This window comes from Paenibacillus sp. YAE3 (assembly GCF_057546105.1).
Genome location: NZ_BAAIYF010000011.1, coordinates 175,030 through 193,502, shown reverse-complemented (window position 1 = coordinate 193,502; position 18,473 = coordinate 175,030). Strand labels below are relative to the sequence as shown.

At 47.1% G+C, this 18,473-nt stretch carries 15 protein-coding genes; 13 read left to right on the top strand and 2 right to left on the bottom strand.

What is annotated here, in order from left to right:
* Window position 1: 1 nt before the first annotated feature.
* The 10 genes from AC27KL_RS21100 to AC27KL_RS21055 all read left to right on the top strand — a co-directional run bounded on the left by AC27KL_RS21100 (window position 2) and on the right by AC27KL_RS21055 (window position 9,925).
* Window positions 2-808, top strand: coding sequence for a TerC family protein (locus AC27KL_RS21100; protein ID WP_487170937.1), 807 nt, complete (start codon window positions 2-4; stop codon window positions 806-808).
* Between the two features lie 132 nt (window positions 809-940).
* Entirely contained in the window at window positions 941-2,167 is a 1,227-nt protein-coding gene (locus AC27KL_RS21095; protein WP_487170936.1) for an HpcH/HpaI aldolase/citrate lyase family protein, read from the top strand.
* 67 nt (window positions 2,168-2,234) lie between these two features.
* Window positions 2,235-3,482 (top strand): phosphoribosyltransferase family protein, encoded by a 1,248-nt coding sequence (locus AC27KL_RS21090; RefSeq protein WP_487170935.1) that lies wholly within the window; start codon window positions 2,235-2,237, stop codon window positions 3,480-3,482.
* 24 nt (window positions 3,483-3,506) lie between these two features.
* Window positions 3,507-4,652 carry a cysteine protease StiP family protein gene (locus AC27KL_RS21085; RefSeq protein ID WP_487170934.1) on the top strand — a complete coding sequence of 382 codons (1,146 nt, stop codon included), beginning with the start codon at window positions 3,507-3,509 and terminating at the stop codon, window positions 4,650-4,652.
* Window positions 4,652-5,473, top strand: coding sequence for an HAD family hydrolase (locus AC27KL_RS21080; protein WP_487170977.1), 822 nt, complete (start codon window positions 4,652-4,654; stop codon window positions 5,471-5,473). Before AC27KL_RS21085 ends, AC27KL_RS21080 begins: the two co-directional genes overlap by 1 nt.
* 9 nt (window positions 5,474-5,482) lie before the next feature.
* Window positions 5,483-6,508: an ATP-grasp domain-containing protein gene (locus AC27KL_RS21075; RefSeq protein ID WP_487170933.1), complete on the top strand. Its 1,026-nt coding sequence runs from the start codon at window positions 5,483-5,485 to the stop codon at window positions 6,506-6,508.
* 137 nt (window positions 6,509-6,645) lie between these two features.
* A complete protein-coding gene (locus tag AC27KL_RS21070) occupies window positions 6,646-7,269 on the top strand; it encodes a hypothetical protein (protein WP_487170932.1) in 624 nt (207 codons plus the stop codon).
* 17 nt (window positions 7,270-7,286) lie between these two features.
* Entirely contained in the window at window positions 7,287-7,955 is a 669-nt protein-coding gene (locus AC27KL_RS21065; protein ID WP_487170931.1) for a hypothetical protein, read from the top strand.
* Window positions 7,956-7,973: 18 nt separating this feature from the next.
* On the top strand, window positions 7,974-9,062 hold the full coding sequence (locus AC27KL_RS21060; RefSeq protein ID WP_487170930.1) for a toxic anion resistance protein: 1,089 nt from the start codon (window positions 7,974-7,976) through the stop codon (window positions 9,060-9,062).
* Window positions 9,063-9,364: 302 nt separating this feature from the next.
* Entirely contained in the window at window positions 9,365-9,925 is a 561-nt protein-coding gene (locus AC27KL_RS21055; RefSeq protein ID WP_487170929.1) for a hypothetical protein, read from the top strand.
* 509 nt (window positions 9,926-10,434) lie between these two features.
* Here the strand turns inward: AC27KL_RS21055 and AC27KL_RS21050 are convergent.
* Window positions 10,435-11,283: a nucleotidyltransferase domain-containing protein gene (locus tag AC27KL_RS21050; RefSeq protein WP_487170928.1), complete on the bottom strand. Its 849-nt coding sequence runs from the start codon at window positions 11,281-11,283 to the stop codon at window positions 10,435-10,437.
* A gap of 251 nt (window positions 11,284-11,534) precedes the next feature.
* Here AC27KL_RS21050 and nirB point away from each other — a divergent pair, with 251 nt between their 5' ends.
* The 3 genes from nirB to AC27KL_RS21035 are packed head-to-tail and all read left to right on the top strand — an operon-like array spanning window position 11,535 to window position 15,042.
* Window positions 11,535-13,940 (top strand): nitrite reductase large subunit NirB, encoded by a 2,406-nt coding sequence (nirB, locus tag AC27KL_RS21045; RefSeq protein WP_487170927.1) that lies wholly within the window; start codon window positions 11,535-11,537, stop codon window positions 13,938-13,940.
* Between the two features lie 15 nt (window positions 13,941-13,955).
* Window positions 13,956-14,306: a nitrite reductase small subunit NirD gene (gene nirD, locus AC27KL_RS21040; protein WP_487170926.1), complete on the top strand. Its 351-nt coding sequence runs from the start codon at window positions 13,956-13,958 to the stop codon at window positions 14,304-14,306.
* Window positions 14,281-15,042 (top strand): formate/nitrite transporter family protein, encoded by a 762-nt coding sequence (locus AC27KL_RS21035; protein WP_339323513.1) that lies wholly within the window; start codon window positions 14,281-14,283, stop codon window positions 15,040-15,042. Before nirD ends, AC27KL_RS21035 begins: the two co-directional genes overlap by 26 nt.
* Window positions 15,043-16,993: 1,951 nt before the next feature.
* Here the strand turns inward: AC27KL_RS21035 and AC27KL_RS21030 are convergent.
* Window positions 16,994-18,220 carry a copper amine oxidase N-terminal domain-containing protein gene (locus tag AC27KL_RS21030; RefSeq protein WP_487170976.1) on the bottom strand — a complete coding sequence of 409 codons (1,227 nt, stop codon included), beginning with the start codon at window positions 18,218-18,220 and terminating at the stop codon, window positions 16,994-16,996.
* Between the last annotated feature and the right edge of the window lie 253 nt (window positions 18,221-18,473).

Here is an 18,473-nt window from a genome sequence, read left to right as displayed (position 1 = left end):
TATGCTGGACTTTTTCAAAAGTTTTGTAGACAATTTCTCGGAGTTTTTCAACTGGGATCATACGGTTGCGATTCTTTCAGACCCAGTAAGTTGGGGGATAATAGCAAGTCTAGTATTGTTAGAAGGATTGTTATCCGCTGATAATGCTCTGGTTCTTGCTGTATTGGTTAAACACCTGCCAAAGGACCAACAAAAGAAGGCTCTCTTTTACGGATTGCTCGGCGCTTATGTCTTCCGGTTTCTCGCAATCAGCATTGGTACCTTCCTTGTGAAGATCACTTGGATTAAAGTTGCCGGCGGCCTTTACCTACTTTGGATCGCACTCAGCAATCTCTTCGACCTGGAGGTCAAATGGCTCCGTGCAGGCAACGTCCCTCTTCTCCCTTACATAGCAAGGAAGAATGACGAGGGAGAAGAAGATGAAGTGAGGGGTAAAGCACGAAGCTTCTGGGGGACCGTTTTGACCGTAGAACTAATGGATATTGCATTCAGTGTGGACAGCGTTATCGCAGCATTCGGCGTAAGTGATCAAGTCTGGGTCTTGTTCCTTGGCGGTATACTCGGCGTTCTAATGATGCGTGGAGTAGCTCAGGTGTTCTTGAAACTCATTGGACGGTTCCCAGAGCTTGAACAAGCAGCCTTTGTCCTCATTATCATTATTGGACTCAAGATGCTTGCAGCGGTGGCTGGATATGAGCTTCCTCATGTCGCCTTCTTTGGACTTTTGATCGCAGTGTTTGTAGGTACCATTATCATGAGCGCTATTCGTAATAAAAAGTCCAAGGAGAGTACATCTGAATCGGCGTAAATCTTTTCTAAGGGAAAGAAGAATTGAATAAATATTCCCTCCCTTTTAGGGAGGGATATTTTATACCTCTACCCAAAGTATCATAAATGTCGGTCAAGGATCAGGTAACGACCATGAAAGAGGAGGTAGAAAATGCGGTATTTCAATTATTTAACTCGCGATGAAGAAGAACGGACCTTTTATTCCGTCCCGATCGCCTTCAATAACTATTCGGAAAGAGAAGTTCTATCACACGCCATTGGTGCAGCGTTATATATGCCGGCGACAAGGATGAACATTGCCGACGATCTCGCAGCTGGTAAACACGAAGGACTCGTAACCGTTGTGATGGACCTCGAAGATGCAGTCGGAGATCTTCAAGTCGAGTTAGCAGAAGATAACCTGGGCCAGCAAATGTTCCGGTTGGCAGGACTGGTAAAGGATGAAACTATCAACGCCCAGAACCTGCCGCTGATTTTCATTAGAGTTAGAACACCAAGGCAAATGGAACGGATCATTGCACTCCTCAAACCAATTATTAACCTGATTACCGGGTTCGTCTTGCCAAAATTCAATGTAGAAGTGGGCGCAGAATATTTAAAATTGATAACCTTTTACAATGAGCAGAAGCCATCCAATTTCCCGACCCTTTATGCCATGCCTATTTTGGAGACGGCTGATGTAATTTTTAAGGAAACAAGATACTCAACCCTTTACGCGATCAAGGGGTTGCTGTCGAAATACAGAGAGTTTGTTTTGAATGTAAGAATAGGAGCAACTGATTTCTCTAGTTTGTTTGGACTCCGTCGAAGCCCGGATATGACTATATATGATTTAAGCGTAATCCGGGATTGCATCGCTGATATTTTAAACATCTTTGGAAGAGCCGACGACCAATACGTAATTTCCGGACCGGTCTGGGAGTATTTTCAAAATGACCATACAGCGAAATCTTATTTACGTCCTGCAACATTTGAGGATCTGGGTGGGAAATCTTCGCAACGAGCACGAATCGATGTTATGAATGAATACGTTGAAGGTCTTATTCGTGAAGTTTGCTTAGATAAGGCAAATGGAATCATCGGAAAAACAATCATTCATCCAACTCACATTATTCCGGTACAGTCTTTATATGTTGTTACTTACGAAGAATACATGGATGCTCTCAATATCATCAATAGCAATAATGGGATGGTTGGGGTCGTTAAGAGTCAATATGCGAATAAAATGAATGAAATTAAGCCACATCTAAACTGGGCCAGTCGAATCCTGACAAGAGCCAAAATATATGGGGTGCTAAATGAGAACAAAAACTATACTTCCATTTTACTCGGACACGAATCTTCACAACATGAAAAGGCAGTCTTTTCGTATTCTTGAGAACTTAGAAGTCAATATAGAAATTACAAATAATCCGTTTAACCTCCCTCTTGAGGGGCTATTCCAAATGGCTGCTAGAATCAACAAAAAAAGAAGTTTTCTATTCGTCAGTAAAATTCTGGGTAAGCACCTGCCAGTAAACCCTTATATCTCTCTAATGGGCGGGGCTATTCTCGGACTGCTTTATTCCAATCAAAAGGAGTTGCCGTTCCGGTTAGACGAAGCAGACATTCGGTCGTCATTACAAGACCCTGAATTTGCCGAAAAACTATACCAAAACATAAAGGGTAATCCGCTTCAATTAGCCGAACCAACCTTGTTTATTGGTTTTGCAGAAACGGCGACGGCACTGGGCCATAGCATGTTTGATGTATTCAGTGGTGCCACTAAGTACATTCACACGACAAGGGACGTTGTTACCGACAAGCAGCCATCCATAAGTTTTGAAGAAGAACACTCTCACGCAACAAGTCACCGGTGCTATTCCTTGGACGATCACTTCTTAAAGGGGACAGAAACGGTTGTATTAGTTGATGATGAAATTACGACGGGGAAAACCGCCCTCAATATTATTCGTGACTTAAATGTGAAGTCGCCGAGAAAAAAATATATCGTCGCCTCGTTACTGGATTGGCGTTCCGACACGGATCAGGAAAGGTTCAGACAAGTCGAGCGTGAACTTGGGATTTCGATAACGTGTATTTCCATTCTGCAAGGTAAAGTTTCCGTGACGGGCGGTCCGGTGGAACACCATACATCAGAATCTACTTTTAAATACGAGTCTGAACCAACCGTTTACCATCATTCGGTTGGACATCATTTCATGCACATTCCATTCGTTTCATTGCATGAAGATGGTAAAAAAAACATCCAACCTTATTTAATCGAAACTGGACGTTTTGGTTTAACAGGAAGCGAAGTGCCTACGATTGATGACCGGATCTCAAAATGTGCAAGTGAGTTAAAGAGCAAAAGGCGCGGCCGAAACACTCTGTGTATGGGAACTGGAGAGTTTATGTATGTTCCTATGCGCGTCGCGGCTGAGATGGGAGAGGGGATTTCTTATCAGTCCAGCACTCGTAGTCCAATTCACCCAAGTTGTGGCGATAATTACGCCATTCGAAGTGGTTATTCGTTCCAAAGCCAGGAAGACTTCTCGGTAACGAACTTTTTTTACAACATCCAAAGTGGGATGTATGATGAAATTTTCATTTTTGTGGAGCGGGTTTCCTCCCTCGACATGCTAATCCCATTTATTAATGCAATAAAAGCGACCGGCGTCCCGATCATTCATTTCGTTCATTTCAATAAATAACTAAATCAATATGGGGGTATATTCATGTCCATCCAAACAAGTATTAAACCCATTCCGGAACCTACGCTGTTAGGCAGCTACAGTCCTGACGATGTTGTGTTTTTACTTAAAGATCTAAGTTCTGTTCAGTTGGAAAAGGGCACAGAGGATAGGGAAGAGGCCATACAGTCGGGAACGCATTATTCCGAGATGTTACCGGTCGAATATCAGCCAACTCAAGAATACATCCAACTTTTCCATGACACCCTGAAGGCGAAAGCACGGAAGGTTGCTCTCGCTGCTGCAATTACGGCGGAGCTGATATGGGCGAAACGGGGTGAAGAAACCATCATCGCTTCTCTTGCTAGAGCCGGAACGCCGATTGGAATCTTAATTAAACGCTACATTCGTATGGCTTATCATCGGGATCTTCCCCACTACAGCATCTCCATAATCAGAGGGAAAGGGATCGACGAAAACGCAGTTCTTTATATGTTGAAACAACATCCTCAATACGAGATTCAGTTTGTTGATGGTTGGACTGGAAAAGGGGCAATTCGAAATGTTCTCATTGAAGCCCGGCAAACTTTAAAGGTTAAGTATGGCATCATCATTGATGACGACCTGGCAGTTCTCGCAGATCCCGGTCGCTGTTCATCAACCTTTGGTACGCGGGAAGACTTTCTTATTCCCAGCGCCTGCCTGAACTCTACCGTTTCTGGACTAATGAGCAGAACCGTATTGCGAGCTGACCTAATTGGCCCCAATGATTTCCACGGTGCCAAGTTTTATAAGGAATGGTTGAAGGATGATGTATCTAACCTCTTTGTTGATACGATTACTGACTTTTTCCCGGCGGTAGTGGAAGAAGCGAAACAACAAGCAGCCTATCTATTGACCTCGCCTCATGAGACAGAAGCGACATGGAAAGGAATGAAAGATATTAAGAGAATCCAGGATGACTTTGGTATAACAGACGTGAACTTAGTTAAACCAGGTGTTGGAGAAACAACCCGGGTTCTCCTACGCCGTGTACCATGGAAGATCCTCGTTGACCGCATGGACAACCCGAACCTTAAACACATCCTATTGTTAGCCAAAGATCGTAACGTTCCTGTTGAGGTATATCCTGATCTAACCTATTCGTGTTGCGGAATCATCAAGCCAGTAAATGGGGGAGATAAATCGTGATGATATTTGCAAGCGACCTCGACAAAACCTTGATTTATTCCAAAAAATCAATGGAAGAGACACTGTCTGATAAAGAAATTATGCCGGTGGAGGAAAATGGGGGGATGTTCACCTCCTTTATGACTTACCGTGCCTTAGAACAAATGGTTTCGATTGTTCAAGTTTCATCTTTTGTGCCGGTAACAACTCGAACCATTTCGCAGTATCAAAGAGTTTTTCACTTTTCAAAGCATGCGAATGTGAAGTATGCCATTACGAGCAATGGTGGAAATATACTTGTGAACGGGGAACCCGATATGGAATGGTGTGAACGGGTAAAAGCCGCTTTGAAATTGAGTGCCGACAGCGATGAAATTAAGGCAATGTATGATGAAATATCCTCACCCGAGTGGGCCCTGCGCGGATGGCTATGTGATAATCTCTTTTATACTATGATCATTGATCCAGAAAGAACTCCACTTGAAAAGCTAGAACATTTCAGGCAGAAGTTGCTCGATTTTGGATGGGTATTATCTGTACAAGGAAGAAAGGTCTACCTTGTGCCCGCAAGGATAACCAAAGGAGATGCGCTGATATATTTGAAGGAACGTATCGGAGCAACTTACATTGCTGCTTCGGGAGATTCCTTACTGGATGAAAGCCTCTTACAAGTCGCGGATTTTGCAATCGCTCCTCGCCACGGCGAGCTCTACGCAATTTATAAAGACAGCAACCTTCATCGGTTCACGGAATCTTCCGGAATCAGGGCTTCAGAGGAACTTCTGGAGCGGGTGCTTCAGGCGCTCTTAGAACACAAAAATCAACTTATTTCTGCCCGTTAGGAGGAGCTTATGACTACACGAATATGGTTTAATCGTACTTTCGCCACAGCAATTCATTATGTCGAAATGATCCGAAACAATCCTGATGATCTGAAGGTGGAAATATACGCTACACACCCGAAACGGCATTCCTTAATGCTACAAGCGGCAGATTATTCAGAGCTCGAACCTGTTCTTCAAATGAATGAGTATGTAGAGTATTGCATTGACTTCTGCCGGAAACACCAAATTGATGTTTTTATTCCCCACTTTGGTCTGTCGGATCTTGCTCCTTATGCGGAAGACTTTAGTCGGATTGGCACCAGAGTTATGTTTTCGGGTGATCCGGAACTGTTAAGGATCGTTTCTGATAAAGGTGAAATATTTAATAGATTAGCAAACATTCAAGGCCTCCACATTCCGGAACATTATGTCGTGACGACGGCAGAGGAGTTTATTAAAGCTTACCATAGCCTCGATGAAAAGGGATTAGATGTTTGTGTAAAGCCAGTAACAGGCGAAGGAGGAGCGGGTTTTCGAATTATCGATAAAACCCCTCCTACGATTCAATCTCTTTATGAGTCAGTTAAACCAAGGATTTACATAGGGGATATCCTTCGATTAATAAAAAAACACGAGGAGCCTTTTGCACCGCTTATGGTCATGGAGCATCTTAAAGGAAGCGAGTACAGCGTAGATTGTCTAGGCACGAAGCACCAGCTGTTGGCGGCCGTTCCTCGTAAAAAGGTAGAGGGAAGGATAAGAGCGCTCGAAGATAACCAAAACCTAATCCAGTTGTCTTCCTCGATCCACCAACAACTTCCTCTGAAATACAACTTTAATATCCAATTCATTTATCAAGGCGAAACGCCAAAGTTGCTCGAAATAAATCCCAGAATGTCCGGTGGCATGTATACGTCTTGCTTAAGTGGGATCAATTTTCCTTACCTTGCGCTGAAACTATTGCTCGGAAAAGAAATTTCGATTCCGAAATACCAGCTTAATATCATGGCCACACATTACGAAAAAGAAATCATTCTTAGACACCAGATCTAGTCTGGGTGTTCCGATCCTCCATGGGTCGGTATTTTTTTATATTCCTTAATTTGACAGGCTTCAACAATTCTTTTATCATCGAGGTAATAAAAAGTAATACATAGTAATGATACGTAATAAAGAAAGGGGATGCCCACATGCTCTATGCTCCAGTTTCAAAGACAGGGCTTGTTACCATCCCTAAGGCTGCAAAGGATTTTCTCGGCATTACTCCGGGAACGGATGCCCTGAAAGTCGAAACAGGACCGTATCACTGCCTTATTATCTCGAAATACGACGCATTCGAGAAGACCGTGTTGATCAAGCCGGTTCGTATTACAAAGAAAGGCCAGCTATCGATTTCCGGTAAACTTCGCTCGCATCTGCAGTTGGATACGGATTCAGACGTATCGTTCACCACACAAAACGACCGTTTGATTATCGCCAAAGCAGGAAAGGAAGAAGGATGCCTTGCTTGTTCAATGACTGGATTGATCCATGGACTTGAATGTTGCATTTGCAAAGGGACAGGAAAGACAAGATCCCATCCATCAGGTGTCTTAGCAGAAATATTTAGTGCATTGAGAGACTGTCGCAAATATGATATAGGTTACTCCATTATTAATTCAGAAAAACTCCCAGACGATACGGTAGTTCTTACTGAGATTCCGCGTTTTACAGTCTGGTCAAAAACGAAACCGGCTGGGTACGTAGAGGCTATTCAAAAGCACTACGAAAAGCGGATTGCAGAAGAATACGCGAATTTAACCGATCAAAGATAAGAGGGGGTACATATTCTGTGCAGCTGAAATATAAAATCGCCATTGGTGCTGCAGCGGCTGGCTATGTCGCCAGTTTGATCGCATCCTTTTTTCTCCCCGTCGCATTGGATCTGTTAATTCCAACAGCAGTCTCCATTATTGGTTTCATTGTACTAAGTAAACATTCGATCGCATTAAAAGGGCCAACCATTCCTTCTCAGACAATTACTGAAAAGCCAAAGCTTAATGAGCAGAAGCCTGTCAATGAGCGACTAGGTATTGAAGAAACGGAGCATGCCATCCAACAAGATCCATTTTGGGGGCAGATTCAGGACTACATTGATGTTCTCCAAGAAATGATTATTTCGGAGGGACAAAAGGATGCGCTTGATAATGAGATCGTGGAGAAAAGCTTAAGTCTTCTTACAAGAATCAAGCACTTAATTCCCCAGCTACGAGAAATGAATGCCAGCAATATAAATCATAATATACAGCGGCTCGTATTCAAGGACTTGAACGGAGCAATCAATCCATTCCTGAAACTCAGCGGGGAAGGCAAGCAAATGAACCGTCGCTTATTGCTAAATGGATTAAAGGATATTAACGCAAAACTTTCATCCTATGTTGAGACGATCGAGCAAAAGGATCTCATTGAACTTCAGGCAAGGGTGGAACTCATCCATCAAAGGTATGGAACTACCGACTAATTTAGAGGAGGAATAAGAATGGCCACACAACTCGTTGAATTGAAACAACCTGATCTGATGAAAGTTGAAGAAGAGGCGAAGCAACTGCTAAGTAGAGTATCAGGTACCGATACGATGGAGTTGGAACCACTTATGGATACGATCGGGAAGATGGGATCAAAGACGATGGAGCAGGCAAGTCAATCTCTTGCGATGCTCGAGCGGCCGGTAAACGAGCTGATGTCTGGGAAACGTTCTGAAGTCCAAAGCAACATTTTGAAATTGCGCGGCGAGATTGATTCCTTGAGCAAGAGTAAACAGCTTGGTTTTATGGACAAGATCCTGAAAAAATCTCCTCTAAAAAATTACGTTTATAAGTACCAATCAGTCAAAACAAACGTCAATGCAATTGTACAATCGCTTCGTAATGGCAAGGAAACGCTTGAGGAGAATATGGCTTACATGAAGGCTCTGAAAAGAACGTCGATCGAAAACGTATATCAACTTCAAATGCGGATTGCCATGGGCGAAAAATTGAAGTCATTGTTCGAGGACGAAATTGCAAAGACGGAAAGCGAGGCACGCAAATCGCTATTAGAGCGCGGCCTGCGTAAGGTAGTTACCCGGATTCAGTCCTTCCAGGAAATGATTCTGCTCTATCAGCAGGCGATTGCTGGAACGGATATCATCAACGACAATAACGACAAGCTTATTGACGCTGTGGATGCAACCATCGAGAAGACGCAAAATCTGCTTACCGTCTCGGCTATGATTTCGATGGCACTGAATGATCAAGCTCAAACTATTGAAGCGGTAAACAATACCAATGCTACTCTAAGCAGTATGTTTGAGGAGAATTCGAGGCTGTTGAAAGAGACAACGCAAAAGACAAACGATTTATTGAGCAAACCTGGATTGCAGATGGATTCCATTGAACGGGGAATTTCGGATTTGTTTGCAGCGATGGATCTTTTCGAACAATCGAACCGGACTATTATTCAAACAGCGAGTGAACAAAACAAGCGTCTTGGCGAAATCAATCAACGAATGGGTCAACGTCTCGGTATGAAACCGGGTACTACTCCAAATCCTGAATTAAAAAGCGCGGAGTTTGGCCTTCTTGATTAGAAGAGACAACTGTCATATATCTGAGGAAAAGGAGGGGGCATTGCCTCCTCTTTCTCTTTTCAGCATAGAATTCTAAGCGCAGGGAATGATAGATAGCATATACCTTCACCGGATTGCATATATAGTAGTAAAAACAATGGGGTGAATGCGATGCTTGGTATCATCGTCTGCACTGGACTGCTGACCATACTGATTGTAGCGGCTGCATCCGAACGTGCTGATTCTATAGCTGATAGAGATACCTGAACGTTAATGCTTCTGCTATGATAGGTTTAGTAGAAGCGTAGCGGGAGGGGAAACCTATGCAAGAGTTTCATTATGAACTAATGTCGAATCATTCTATTTCGATTAAGTATAACTATGGAGGAGAATTTTTTACGTTTAATTTGTACCCGCAAGATGGCCTTTGGATCATTCACCCTTTCGAAGGTATCTTACTTGCGAATCGACAAATGTGTGTAATGGTTCTCAAAGAGCTGTTCCAAAACAAATCATTTCACGTTATGTTGGCAAAAGAACACATAACATTTAATAGTATTCGTTCCTCTATTGACCTTTCTGATACCGAAGAACAGATCAGCACAACCTGGGAGTGGGATAGAAGATCAACGGAAGAGAATCCACTCATGGAGTTCATCCATTCACATACCATTGAAGATATCATTCGTTTGGAAAAAGAGAGATTTAACGAGAGGATATTATTTTATAGACAAATCCTGCAAATGATGTTCATGGAGGATTTAGGCCCCGAGGATCCCGAATTTGCATCTATTCAGCGAATCATCCGTGCCATGGAATCCGCAGTTGAATATATTGACGATACGAAGGGGCCCGATTTCCCAAGCAATAGAAGAAGATTTTGATCTTGATTATTACCAATAGCATTGGTTATTTGTATATTTATAGTAATGAAATAAGTTGGGGGCGAAGCATGCATGGTTCTTGAAAAGGATCTTTTGCGTGCTTTTTTTTCGTGACTTTGAACGGAACCACATGCCGACTATTTATCTTGGAACTATGTCTGCATGATCATGAAATGAGGTCCATGAATAATCCGAGGCTACCATAAATGTTGAACCAGGCTGGATGCTTTGATCTGCGTTTTCAGTGACCTGGAACAAAGAACTGATGCAGACATGATCCGATGTTCATAACGCCAAGCGGCAGGATATGTTGATACTGTCGTTTTTTGTTATGCATATGCGTTATTACCCCGAAGAATTCAGGCAGAAGCTGGTGTTATGACCGGATTTATAGTTTGTGTGATATGATCGAACTTACTCGGGGCGATCCGCACAAACCGGACTTTGAAAAAGGATACGCCAGATTTTTTGGGATTTGCTCTTGTTGAATGAACGTTCAACCGATTACGTCAATACACACCTTTCATCTTTACCAGATGCTCCGTTTCCTGAATCAAATTACGCAGTGTTTCCAATGCCTTCTCTAAACCGGTTTGATCTTCCGTGACCAGGGTGATGATGTTATTGACTCTTTTGGAATATTGGCTTGGCACCGTGGAAAAAGAATCGGCGATGGCCGCAGCTCCTTTTTCGTTCATCCAATACGTTTCGTTCAGGGCAAACAAAACCTGATTCAAGCAGGAGACGGCCCTGAAACAGCATCCGGCGATATAAGATAAGTCTTTTTTAGGGATGCCTTTTTTTCCGATCTCCAGCGAAAAACTTGCTTCCCACAGAAATTTTTCGATGATCGCCTTTTGAAGCGCATGCGGGTAGGGGGTCATTCTGCTCTTCATTTCACCAACAAGTCCCGATGGATCCCATAACACCCTGCACAACGCTGCTTCAGCTGCATAAATCGCATTAAGGAATCCATGAGGATGCCCCGGCTGATAGTCGATCGTGAGATGTCCGGCGTGGCACTGCTCAATGACTTGGGACACTTTGCTGAGGTCACGGTATAAAAAATCAACCGGCATTTGCTTCACCTGCAGCCAGCCGCCGCCATTGATCCAGGATCCCCAACCGCCGATGTCCGTCATGACGTTGTCTCGATGATCGTCGTCCAAAGCCGAGGCTGCGCGGCGCAGTTGGGCAAGGTCCAGCCCTTTGTCTTGATCATAATAAATGCCGATATCGATATCGGAGCCGGGATGATGCGTTCCCTTCGCTCTTGAACTGCCCAATACCAGGGCTTGCACGCCGTCGACTTGCTTCAGAACGTCTACGAGTTTTGAAATGATCGCTTGCGCATCCATGCTTTTTCACTCCGCTTCCAAGTTTGAGTTTATCTCATCATAAACGATTTGGCTCTTTAGCGAATAGGGAGTAGATCGTTTGAAAAATCTGGTCCGCCTCAGCCTCCCAATATTAAAAATTCCTCAAAATTTTTCTTTTCCCAAATTTGAACCTTTTCCCATGTCTGTGATCTTTGATACATCCAAATCCTTGAAAATCAGCTACGCTTAACATGTAATAGATTTCACAATGTTGCACAGGAGGCGTGGCAATGCGAAAAAGATTGGTGATGATTGGCAACGGAATGGCGGGAGCACGGTGCATCGAGGAGATCCTTCGCCGCGACCGCGAGCGCTATGATGTGACGATGATTGGAGACGAACCTTATCCGAACTACAACCGCATCATGTTGTCCCCTGTGCTGCAGGGCAAAACGACGTTCGAGGAAATTACGATCAACGATTGGGATTGGTATCAATCCAATGACATACATTTGCTGGCGAATGAGCGCGTGGTGGCGATCGACCGGGAAGCAAAACAAGTCACGACGGATCGGGGAAGCGTGGTGCCTTATGACGAGCTGATTATCGCGACGGGGTCAAGCGCGTTTATTCTGCCGGTACCGGGGCATACGCTCGACGGCGTGATCGGCTTCCGCACGATTGACGACACCAAAATGATGCTGGAAGCGGCCAAACGCTACAGAAAGGCGGTCGTTATCGGGGGCGGACTGTTGGGCCTGGAAGCGGCGCGCGGGCTGATGAACCAAGGGATGGACGTGCATGTCGTGCATTTGCTGCCGTACTTGATGGAGATGCAGCTGGACCCGGCAGCCGCGAAGCTGCTGCAGCGGGACTTGGAAGCCCAGGGCATGAAGTTCCTGATGGAGAAAAAAACGACGGAAATCTACGGCGACAGCCGGGTACAAGGACTGCGATTCGAAGACGGCACCAGCGTCGAATGCGATCTTGTCGTGATGGCCGTCGGCATCCGGCCGAACGTCGCGTTGGCGCGCGAAGCGGGGCTGGCGGTGGGCCGGGGCATCCAGGTTAATGACGTCATGCAGACGTCGGACCCTTGCGTATATGCGGTCGGCGAATGCGCCGAACACCGCGGCATCGCTTATGGATTGGTGGCGCCGCTGTATGAGCAGGGCGTCGTGCTTGCAGACCATCTGACAGGCCGGCCGACGGAAGGGTACCATGGCAGCGTGCTGTCCACGCAGTTGAAGGTGGCGGGCTGCGACCTGTTCAGCGGCGGTGAAATTCATGCAGACGAAAATACGAAGGCAATCGTGGTGCAGGACGAATTTGCCGGAGCCTATAAAAAGGTGTTGGTCCGTGACGGAAAGGTCGTCGGGGTCGTTCTCTATGGGGATGTTTCGGACGGCAACCGGCTGTTCAACATGCTGAAAAAAGGAAGCGACATTCAGGAATATACGAGCGCATCGGTGCTGCACAAAGCCGGGGATGACGGGGGACTGGACGTGGCGGCGATCAGCGCGGACGAGACGATCTGCGGATGCAACGGCGTGACGAAAGGAAGAATCGTCGGTGCGATCCTCGAACATGGATTAACGACCTTCGATGAAGTCAAATCCTTGACGAAAGCCGGCGGCTCGTGCGGCAAATGCCGCGGCATGGTCGAAGCGATCCTCGCGCATACGCTTGGCGACAAATTCGATGCCTCGGCGCAAAAAGCGGCCGGCATGTGCGGCTGCACGACGTTGTCCCGCGACGAGGTCGTCGCCGCGATCAAGGAGAAAGGGCTGCAGTCGCCAAGGGAAGTGCGCATCGTGCTTGGGTTTGCGCATGAGGAAGGCTGCTCCAAATGCCGTCCGGCGTTGAACTACTACCTGCGGATGCTGCGTCCCGAGACGTATGCCGACGACAAGGCTTCCCGGTACGTGAACGAGCGGATGGAAGGCAACATCCAGAAGGACGGCACCTTCTCCGTCATTCCGCGGATGTATGGAGGCACGACGACGCCGGAGGATCTGATCCGCATCGGCGAAGTGGCGAAAAAATACGAGGTGCCGCTGGTGAAAATCACGGGGGCCAGCCGCATCGGCCTGTACGGCGTGAAAAAAGAGGATGTCCCTAAAGTGTGGGAAGAGCTGGAGATGCGTTCGGGGTATGCCTACTCGAAATCGCTGCGGAACGTGAAGTCGTGCGTCGGCTCGAGATTTTGCCGCTTCGGCACGCAGGATTCGCTGGGGCTCGGCATCCGGCTCGAGCAGGAGATCGAGATGGTCGACACGCCGCACAAAATGAAAATGGGCGTCACCGGCTGCCCGCGGAACTGCGCTGAGGTGCTCACCAAAGATTTTGGCGTGGTGTGCGTGGAAAACGGATATCAGCTTTATTTTGGCGGCAACGGCGGCACCGAGGTCCGGGAATGCGACAGCCTGACGACGGTGGCAACAGAAGAGGATGTCATCAGGCTCGCCAAAGCTTACGTGCAGCTCTACCGGGAAACGGGCATCTACGGCGAACGCACGGCCCCTTGGGTGAACCGGATGGGCGCGGATTGGGTGCGCCAAATGCTGGCGGATGAAGCGGAGGTCGAAATTTTGGTCGGTCGCTTCGAAGCGGCGAAAAGCACGTACCGCGAAGCCTGGAAAGCCGCGCTCGACAACGAGGAACGCCGCAGCATGTACACGGTGGAAAAACCATAACGGGGAGGGAACCGCATGAGCGCTACAAAGGAACTGGTGAAAGTGATGAAGCTGGAGGACCTGAAGCCGCTGATCGGCAAGGAGGTCCAGGTGCGGGACGAAACGATCGCATTATTCCGGCTGTCAAACGGCGAGGTGCGCGCCGTAGGCAACCGGTGCCCGCACAAAAACGGGCCGCTGGCCGAGGGAATCGTGTCGGGCGAGTACGTATTTTGCCCGCTGCATGATTGGAAAATCTCGCTGACGACGGGCGAGGTGCAAAAGCCGGACGACGGCTGCATCGCCACGTACGAAACCGCGGTGATCGACGGTTACGTCTATGTTGGGGGGCGGAAGCATCATGCAAAACACGATCCAAATCGTTGAAAACGCCGGGATCGGCAAGGTAAACCTGCTGAACCGGAGTTTGGGGAAATACCTTGTGTCTTCGATGCTGGCCGGCTTGTTCGTTGGCTTTGGCATCATCCTGATCTTTACGATTGGCGGGTTGTTGTCCCCGGCCCATGCTCCCGCCACGAAAATCGTGATGGGGGTCAGCTTCGGCATCGCCTTGAGTCTTGTTTTGATGGCCGGATCGGATCTGTTTACCGGGAACAACTTCGTCATGGTCGTCAGCACGCTGAACAAAAAAACGACCTGGCTGGATACGGTCAAAATATGGCTGTACAGCTATGCCGGCAATTTTGCCGGGTCCATGCTGGTAGCGGCGATTTTCGTCTTTACCGGTCTTGCGAAGGGCGGCACGGCCGATTTTATCAACAGCGCGGCAAGCGCCAAGATGAATGCGCCGTTTATGGAGCTGTTCATGCGCGGCATTTTGTGTAATACGCTCGTTTGTCTCGCGGTTTGGTGCTCCATGAAGCTGAAGGAAGAAATCGCGAAGCTGGTCATGATTTTCTGGTGCCTGTTCGCCTTTATTACTTCCGGGTTCGAGCACAGCGTGGCGAATATGACGCTGCTGTCGATTTCGCTGTTCATCCCGCATCCGGAGACGGTCTCGTGGGCGGGAATGGCCGCGAATTTGATCCCGGTCACGCTCGGCAACATGGTCGGCGGCATTTTGTTCGTCGGCATCGCTTATTGGTATATTGCGAGGGATTAAGGGACAGGGCAAAACAGGACTGCTCTATAGAAATGCAGGCATGCCGTCTGTCGCTGCTTTGCGAAAGCGGGGACGGCGGCTTTTTTGCCTGGCCGGATGCCGGTAAGGGCGCATAGAAACGCTCAGTCTAATATCACAGCTATTAGCAGATCGGGCTGCTTCTTCTCGCTGCATCCGCTTGTACAAATAACAGCAAGTGCCTAATAGGGTGGATAGTTCACCACATCTGCAGATGAAATGGCATCCGGTGAGGCTATGCCGCGTTCCGGCGTTCCGATCCATATCTCTACAACCACAGCAGCTCGACCGACGAAGGTGAAGTCACTGCCTGAGGGCGGATCCCAAATTTTAATGGTTGTGCTCGAGGGCGGATCTCAAAATGTAACGATTGTGCGCGAAGACGGATCCCAAAATGTAACGATGGTGCCAGAAGGCGGGTCCCCAAATGTAACGGTTGTGACGGCGCTTATTTCGCTCAAATTGTGGATTTGCAAATTCTAACGGACACCAGTGAGCTTATTTTGCAGGAATACGTCGCTGTGTCCCCAGAATTGCCTAAATAACGTTACCCAGAACCGTTAAAAATTCAAAACCTGCCGTTTCCCGGTATTAACGGCTGTGGCAACCGTTAGAATTTGAGACCAGCGATTTTGGGCATAAAAAGCGCGAGTTAGCATAACGAAGCCCTTATGTTTCGCGGCTTCCGCAAGTTCATATGCTTCACGGCTTCCACAAGTCCTTATATTTCGCGGCTTCCGCGAGTAACTCATAACACCATAGGCTCCATGTTCCATGTCATATCGCTCTATTAGCCTAGTAAATCTGCAGATGAAATGGCATCCGGTTAGGCGATGCCGCGTTCCGGCGTTCCGATCCATATGATTACGACTGCAGCAGCTCGACCGACGAAGGTGAAGTCACTGCCTGAAGGCGGATCCCAAATTGTTACGATGGTGCCCGAAGGTGGATCTCAAAATGTAACGATGGTGCCCGAAAGCGGGTCCCAAAATGTAACGGTTGTGCCCGAAGGCGGAACCCAAAATGTAACGGTTGTACCAGCGCTTATTTCGCTCAAATTGTGGATTTGCAAATTCTAACGGATACCATTGAGCTTATTTTGGACGAATACGTCGCTATGTCCCCATAATTGCCCAAATAACGTCAACCAGAACCGTTAAAAATTGAAAACCTGCCGTTTCCCCGTATTAGCCGCAGTGGCAACCGTTAGAATTTGAGACCAGCGATTTCGGGCATAAAAGCTGAGTTAGCGTCTCGAAGTCCTTATGCTCCGCGGCTTCTGTAAGTTCATATGCTTCACTGCTTCCGCAAGTACTCATGACACCATAGGCTCCACGTTCCATGTCAAATCGCTCTATTAGCCTAGTAAATCTGCAGATGAAGTGGCATCCGGTTAGGCGATGCCGCGTTCTGGCGTTCCGATCCATATTGCTACGACCGCAGCAGCTCGACCGACAAAGGTGGAGGGACTGCCTGAAGGCGGATCCCAAATGTAACGATGTGTCTAGGGCGGGTCCCAAAATTAACGGTTGTACCAGCGCTTATTTCGCTCAAATTATGGATTTGCAAATTCTAACGGATATCAGTGAGCTTATTTTACAGGAATACGTCGCTGTGTCCCCAGAATTGCCTAAATAACGTTACCCAGAACCGTTAAAAATTCAAAACCTGCCGTTTCCCGGTATTAGCCGTAGTGGCAACCGTTAGAATTTGAGACCAGCGATTTCGGGCATAAAAAGCGCGGGTTAGCGTAACGAAATCCTTATGTTTCACGGCTTCCGCAAGTCCTTATGTTTTGCGGCTTCCACAAGCCCTTGTGCTTCACCGCTTCCGCAAGTACTCATGACCGCACAGGCTTCATGTTCCATGCCAAATCGCTCTATTAGTCTAGCAAACATAGCTTTATCCACACAATACAACGAGGAGAAGCTTCTTATTTCATATCCTGCCAGCTTTTGAAATCGTGAACGGCGAAGCCGCCATAACTTGCGTAGCGCGCCAATTGATTATGGGCGGACCGGAGCTCTTTTTCCATCGCCTCGTTGTTCATGGAAAAGAATGAGACCCGCGGGCCCTCGGCGCTTTTGACTGTTTCTACAGCAATCACAACTTTTTTCTTGAGCGTCGAAGCTTCTCTCAACATCCCCTGCGCATTTTCAACAATCCCATTCCTGCCTAATGCATGATTCCGATAATTCATGATGACCAGGCAATCGAACTTCTCCAGCATCCACGCGCTCATGCTGTAATTCTTTCCGGGGACATAAATCGTATTCAGCCAATACGGAACGTCCATTGCAATGCTCAAGCCGCTGCCGTTGGTTTCTTTTTCGATCAGCCTCAAATTGTCCATCCAGCTCTCCAGAATCGCCTTATTGTCCTTGGTCCATTCGCTAAGCGCATAAGGCTCGATATCGAAATGCAGTCCCGTAAAGCGGGCGTCCGGGTGGGCGGAGGCATTATAGGTTTTAACCCACGCGATGAATTTTTGAATATCCTCCTGCTTAGACTTATAGACCCATTCAGGGCGCCCCTCAAGGGCCTCCACTTGCATTCCTGCGCTTGTGGCTTTTCGAATAAAACTCTCGTATATCGCCGGGGCGAGATCTCGATCCACCTGAAGGTAAATCGATGTTACGCCCTTCATTTTTGCGAAGTTTATGATATGATCCTGATCCTGTTGGATGATATGAGTGTCCCATATCCAGGTTCCTTTCGGAACGTTGGCCACGGAAGTCGTGATGTTCGCCAGATGCTGGGCAGGCTGCCAATCCACGTTTGCATGCAGGGCTTCGCTGATGAAGCGCAGCGGAACCATCGTGCGGCCGTTTTTGAGCACCGCGGCCCCTTCAAAGTCGACTCTTTTCCCGTTTACCAGGGCATGATGATCGCCAATCACCAATACAACGGTGTCGCGGTTAAGCGTGATCGTCATTTGCTTTAATGTTCCGTTCCATTTCGTAGCGGCTCCGAGCTTGTCGGAAACAAAAGCAAGCGGAACCATCGTCAGATTCGATTTCTGATCGATATAGGGGTGCTCATCCGGGAACTGTACATCACGCCCATCCACGGATACTCGAACTTCAGCAGCGTAAATAGTGGGGGTGAACGCCGCGAAACTTAACATGATCGCTAACGTGCAAACTAGCCATTTTCTCATGAGTGAATTCCTTATCTTTTTGGATTTGTTCGTTTTCTTCCTGTATGCGGTAGGGTCACACAATGAGATTATAAAGTGATCGATCCTTGGCAACAAGGTCAGTAGGTAGGAGGTTTGAAAGTGGAATATGACCGGATTTTTGTAAGGAATCATGAAGTATATTTTCACTGTTAAGCTCGAAGTAGGCAATAACGCACACGCTGTAGTCTTGGGGGATCATCCAAGTTCATCTAAGTTCATCTAAGTTCATCCA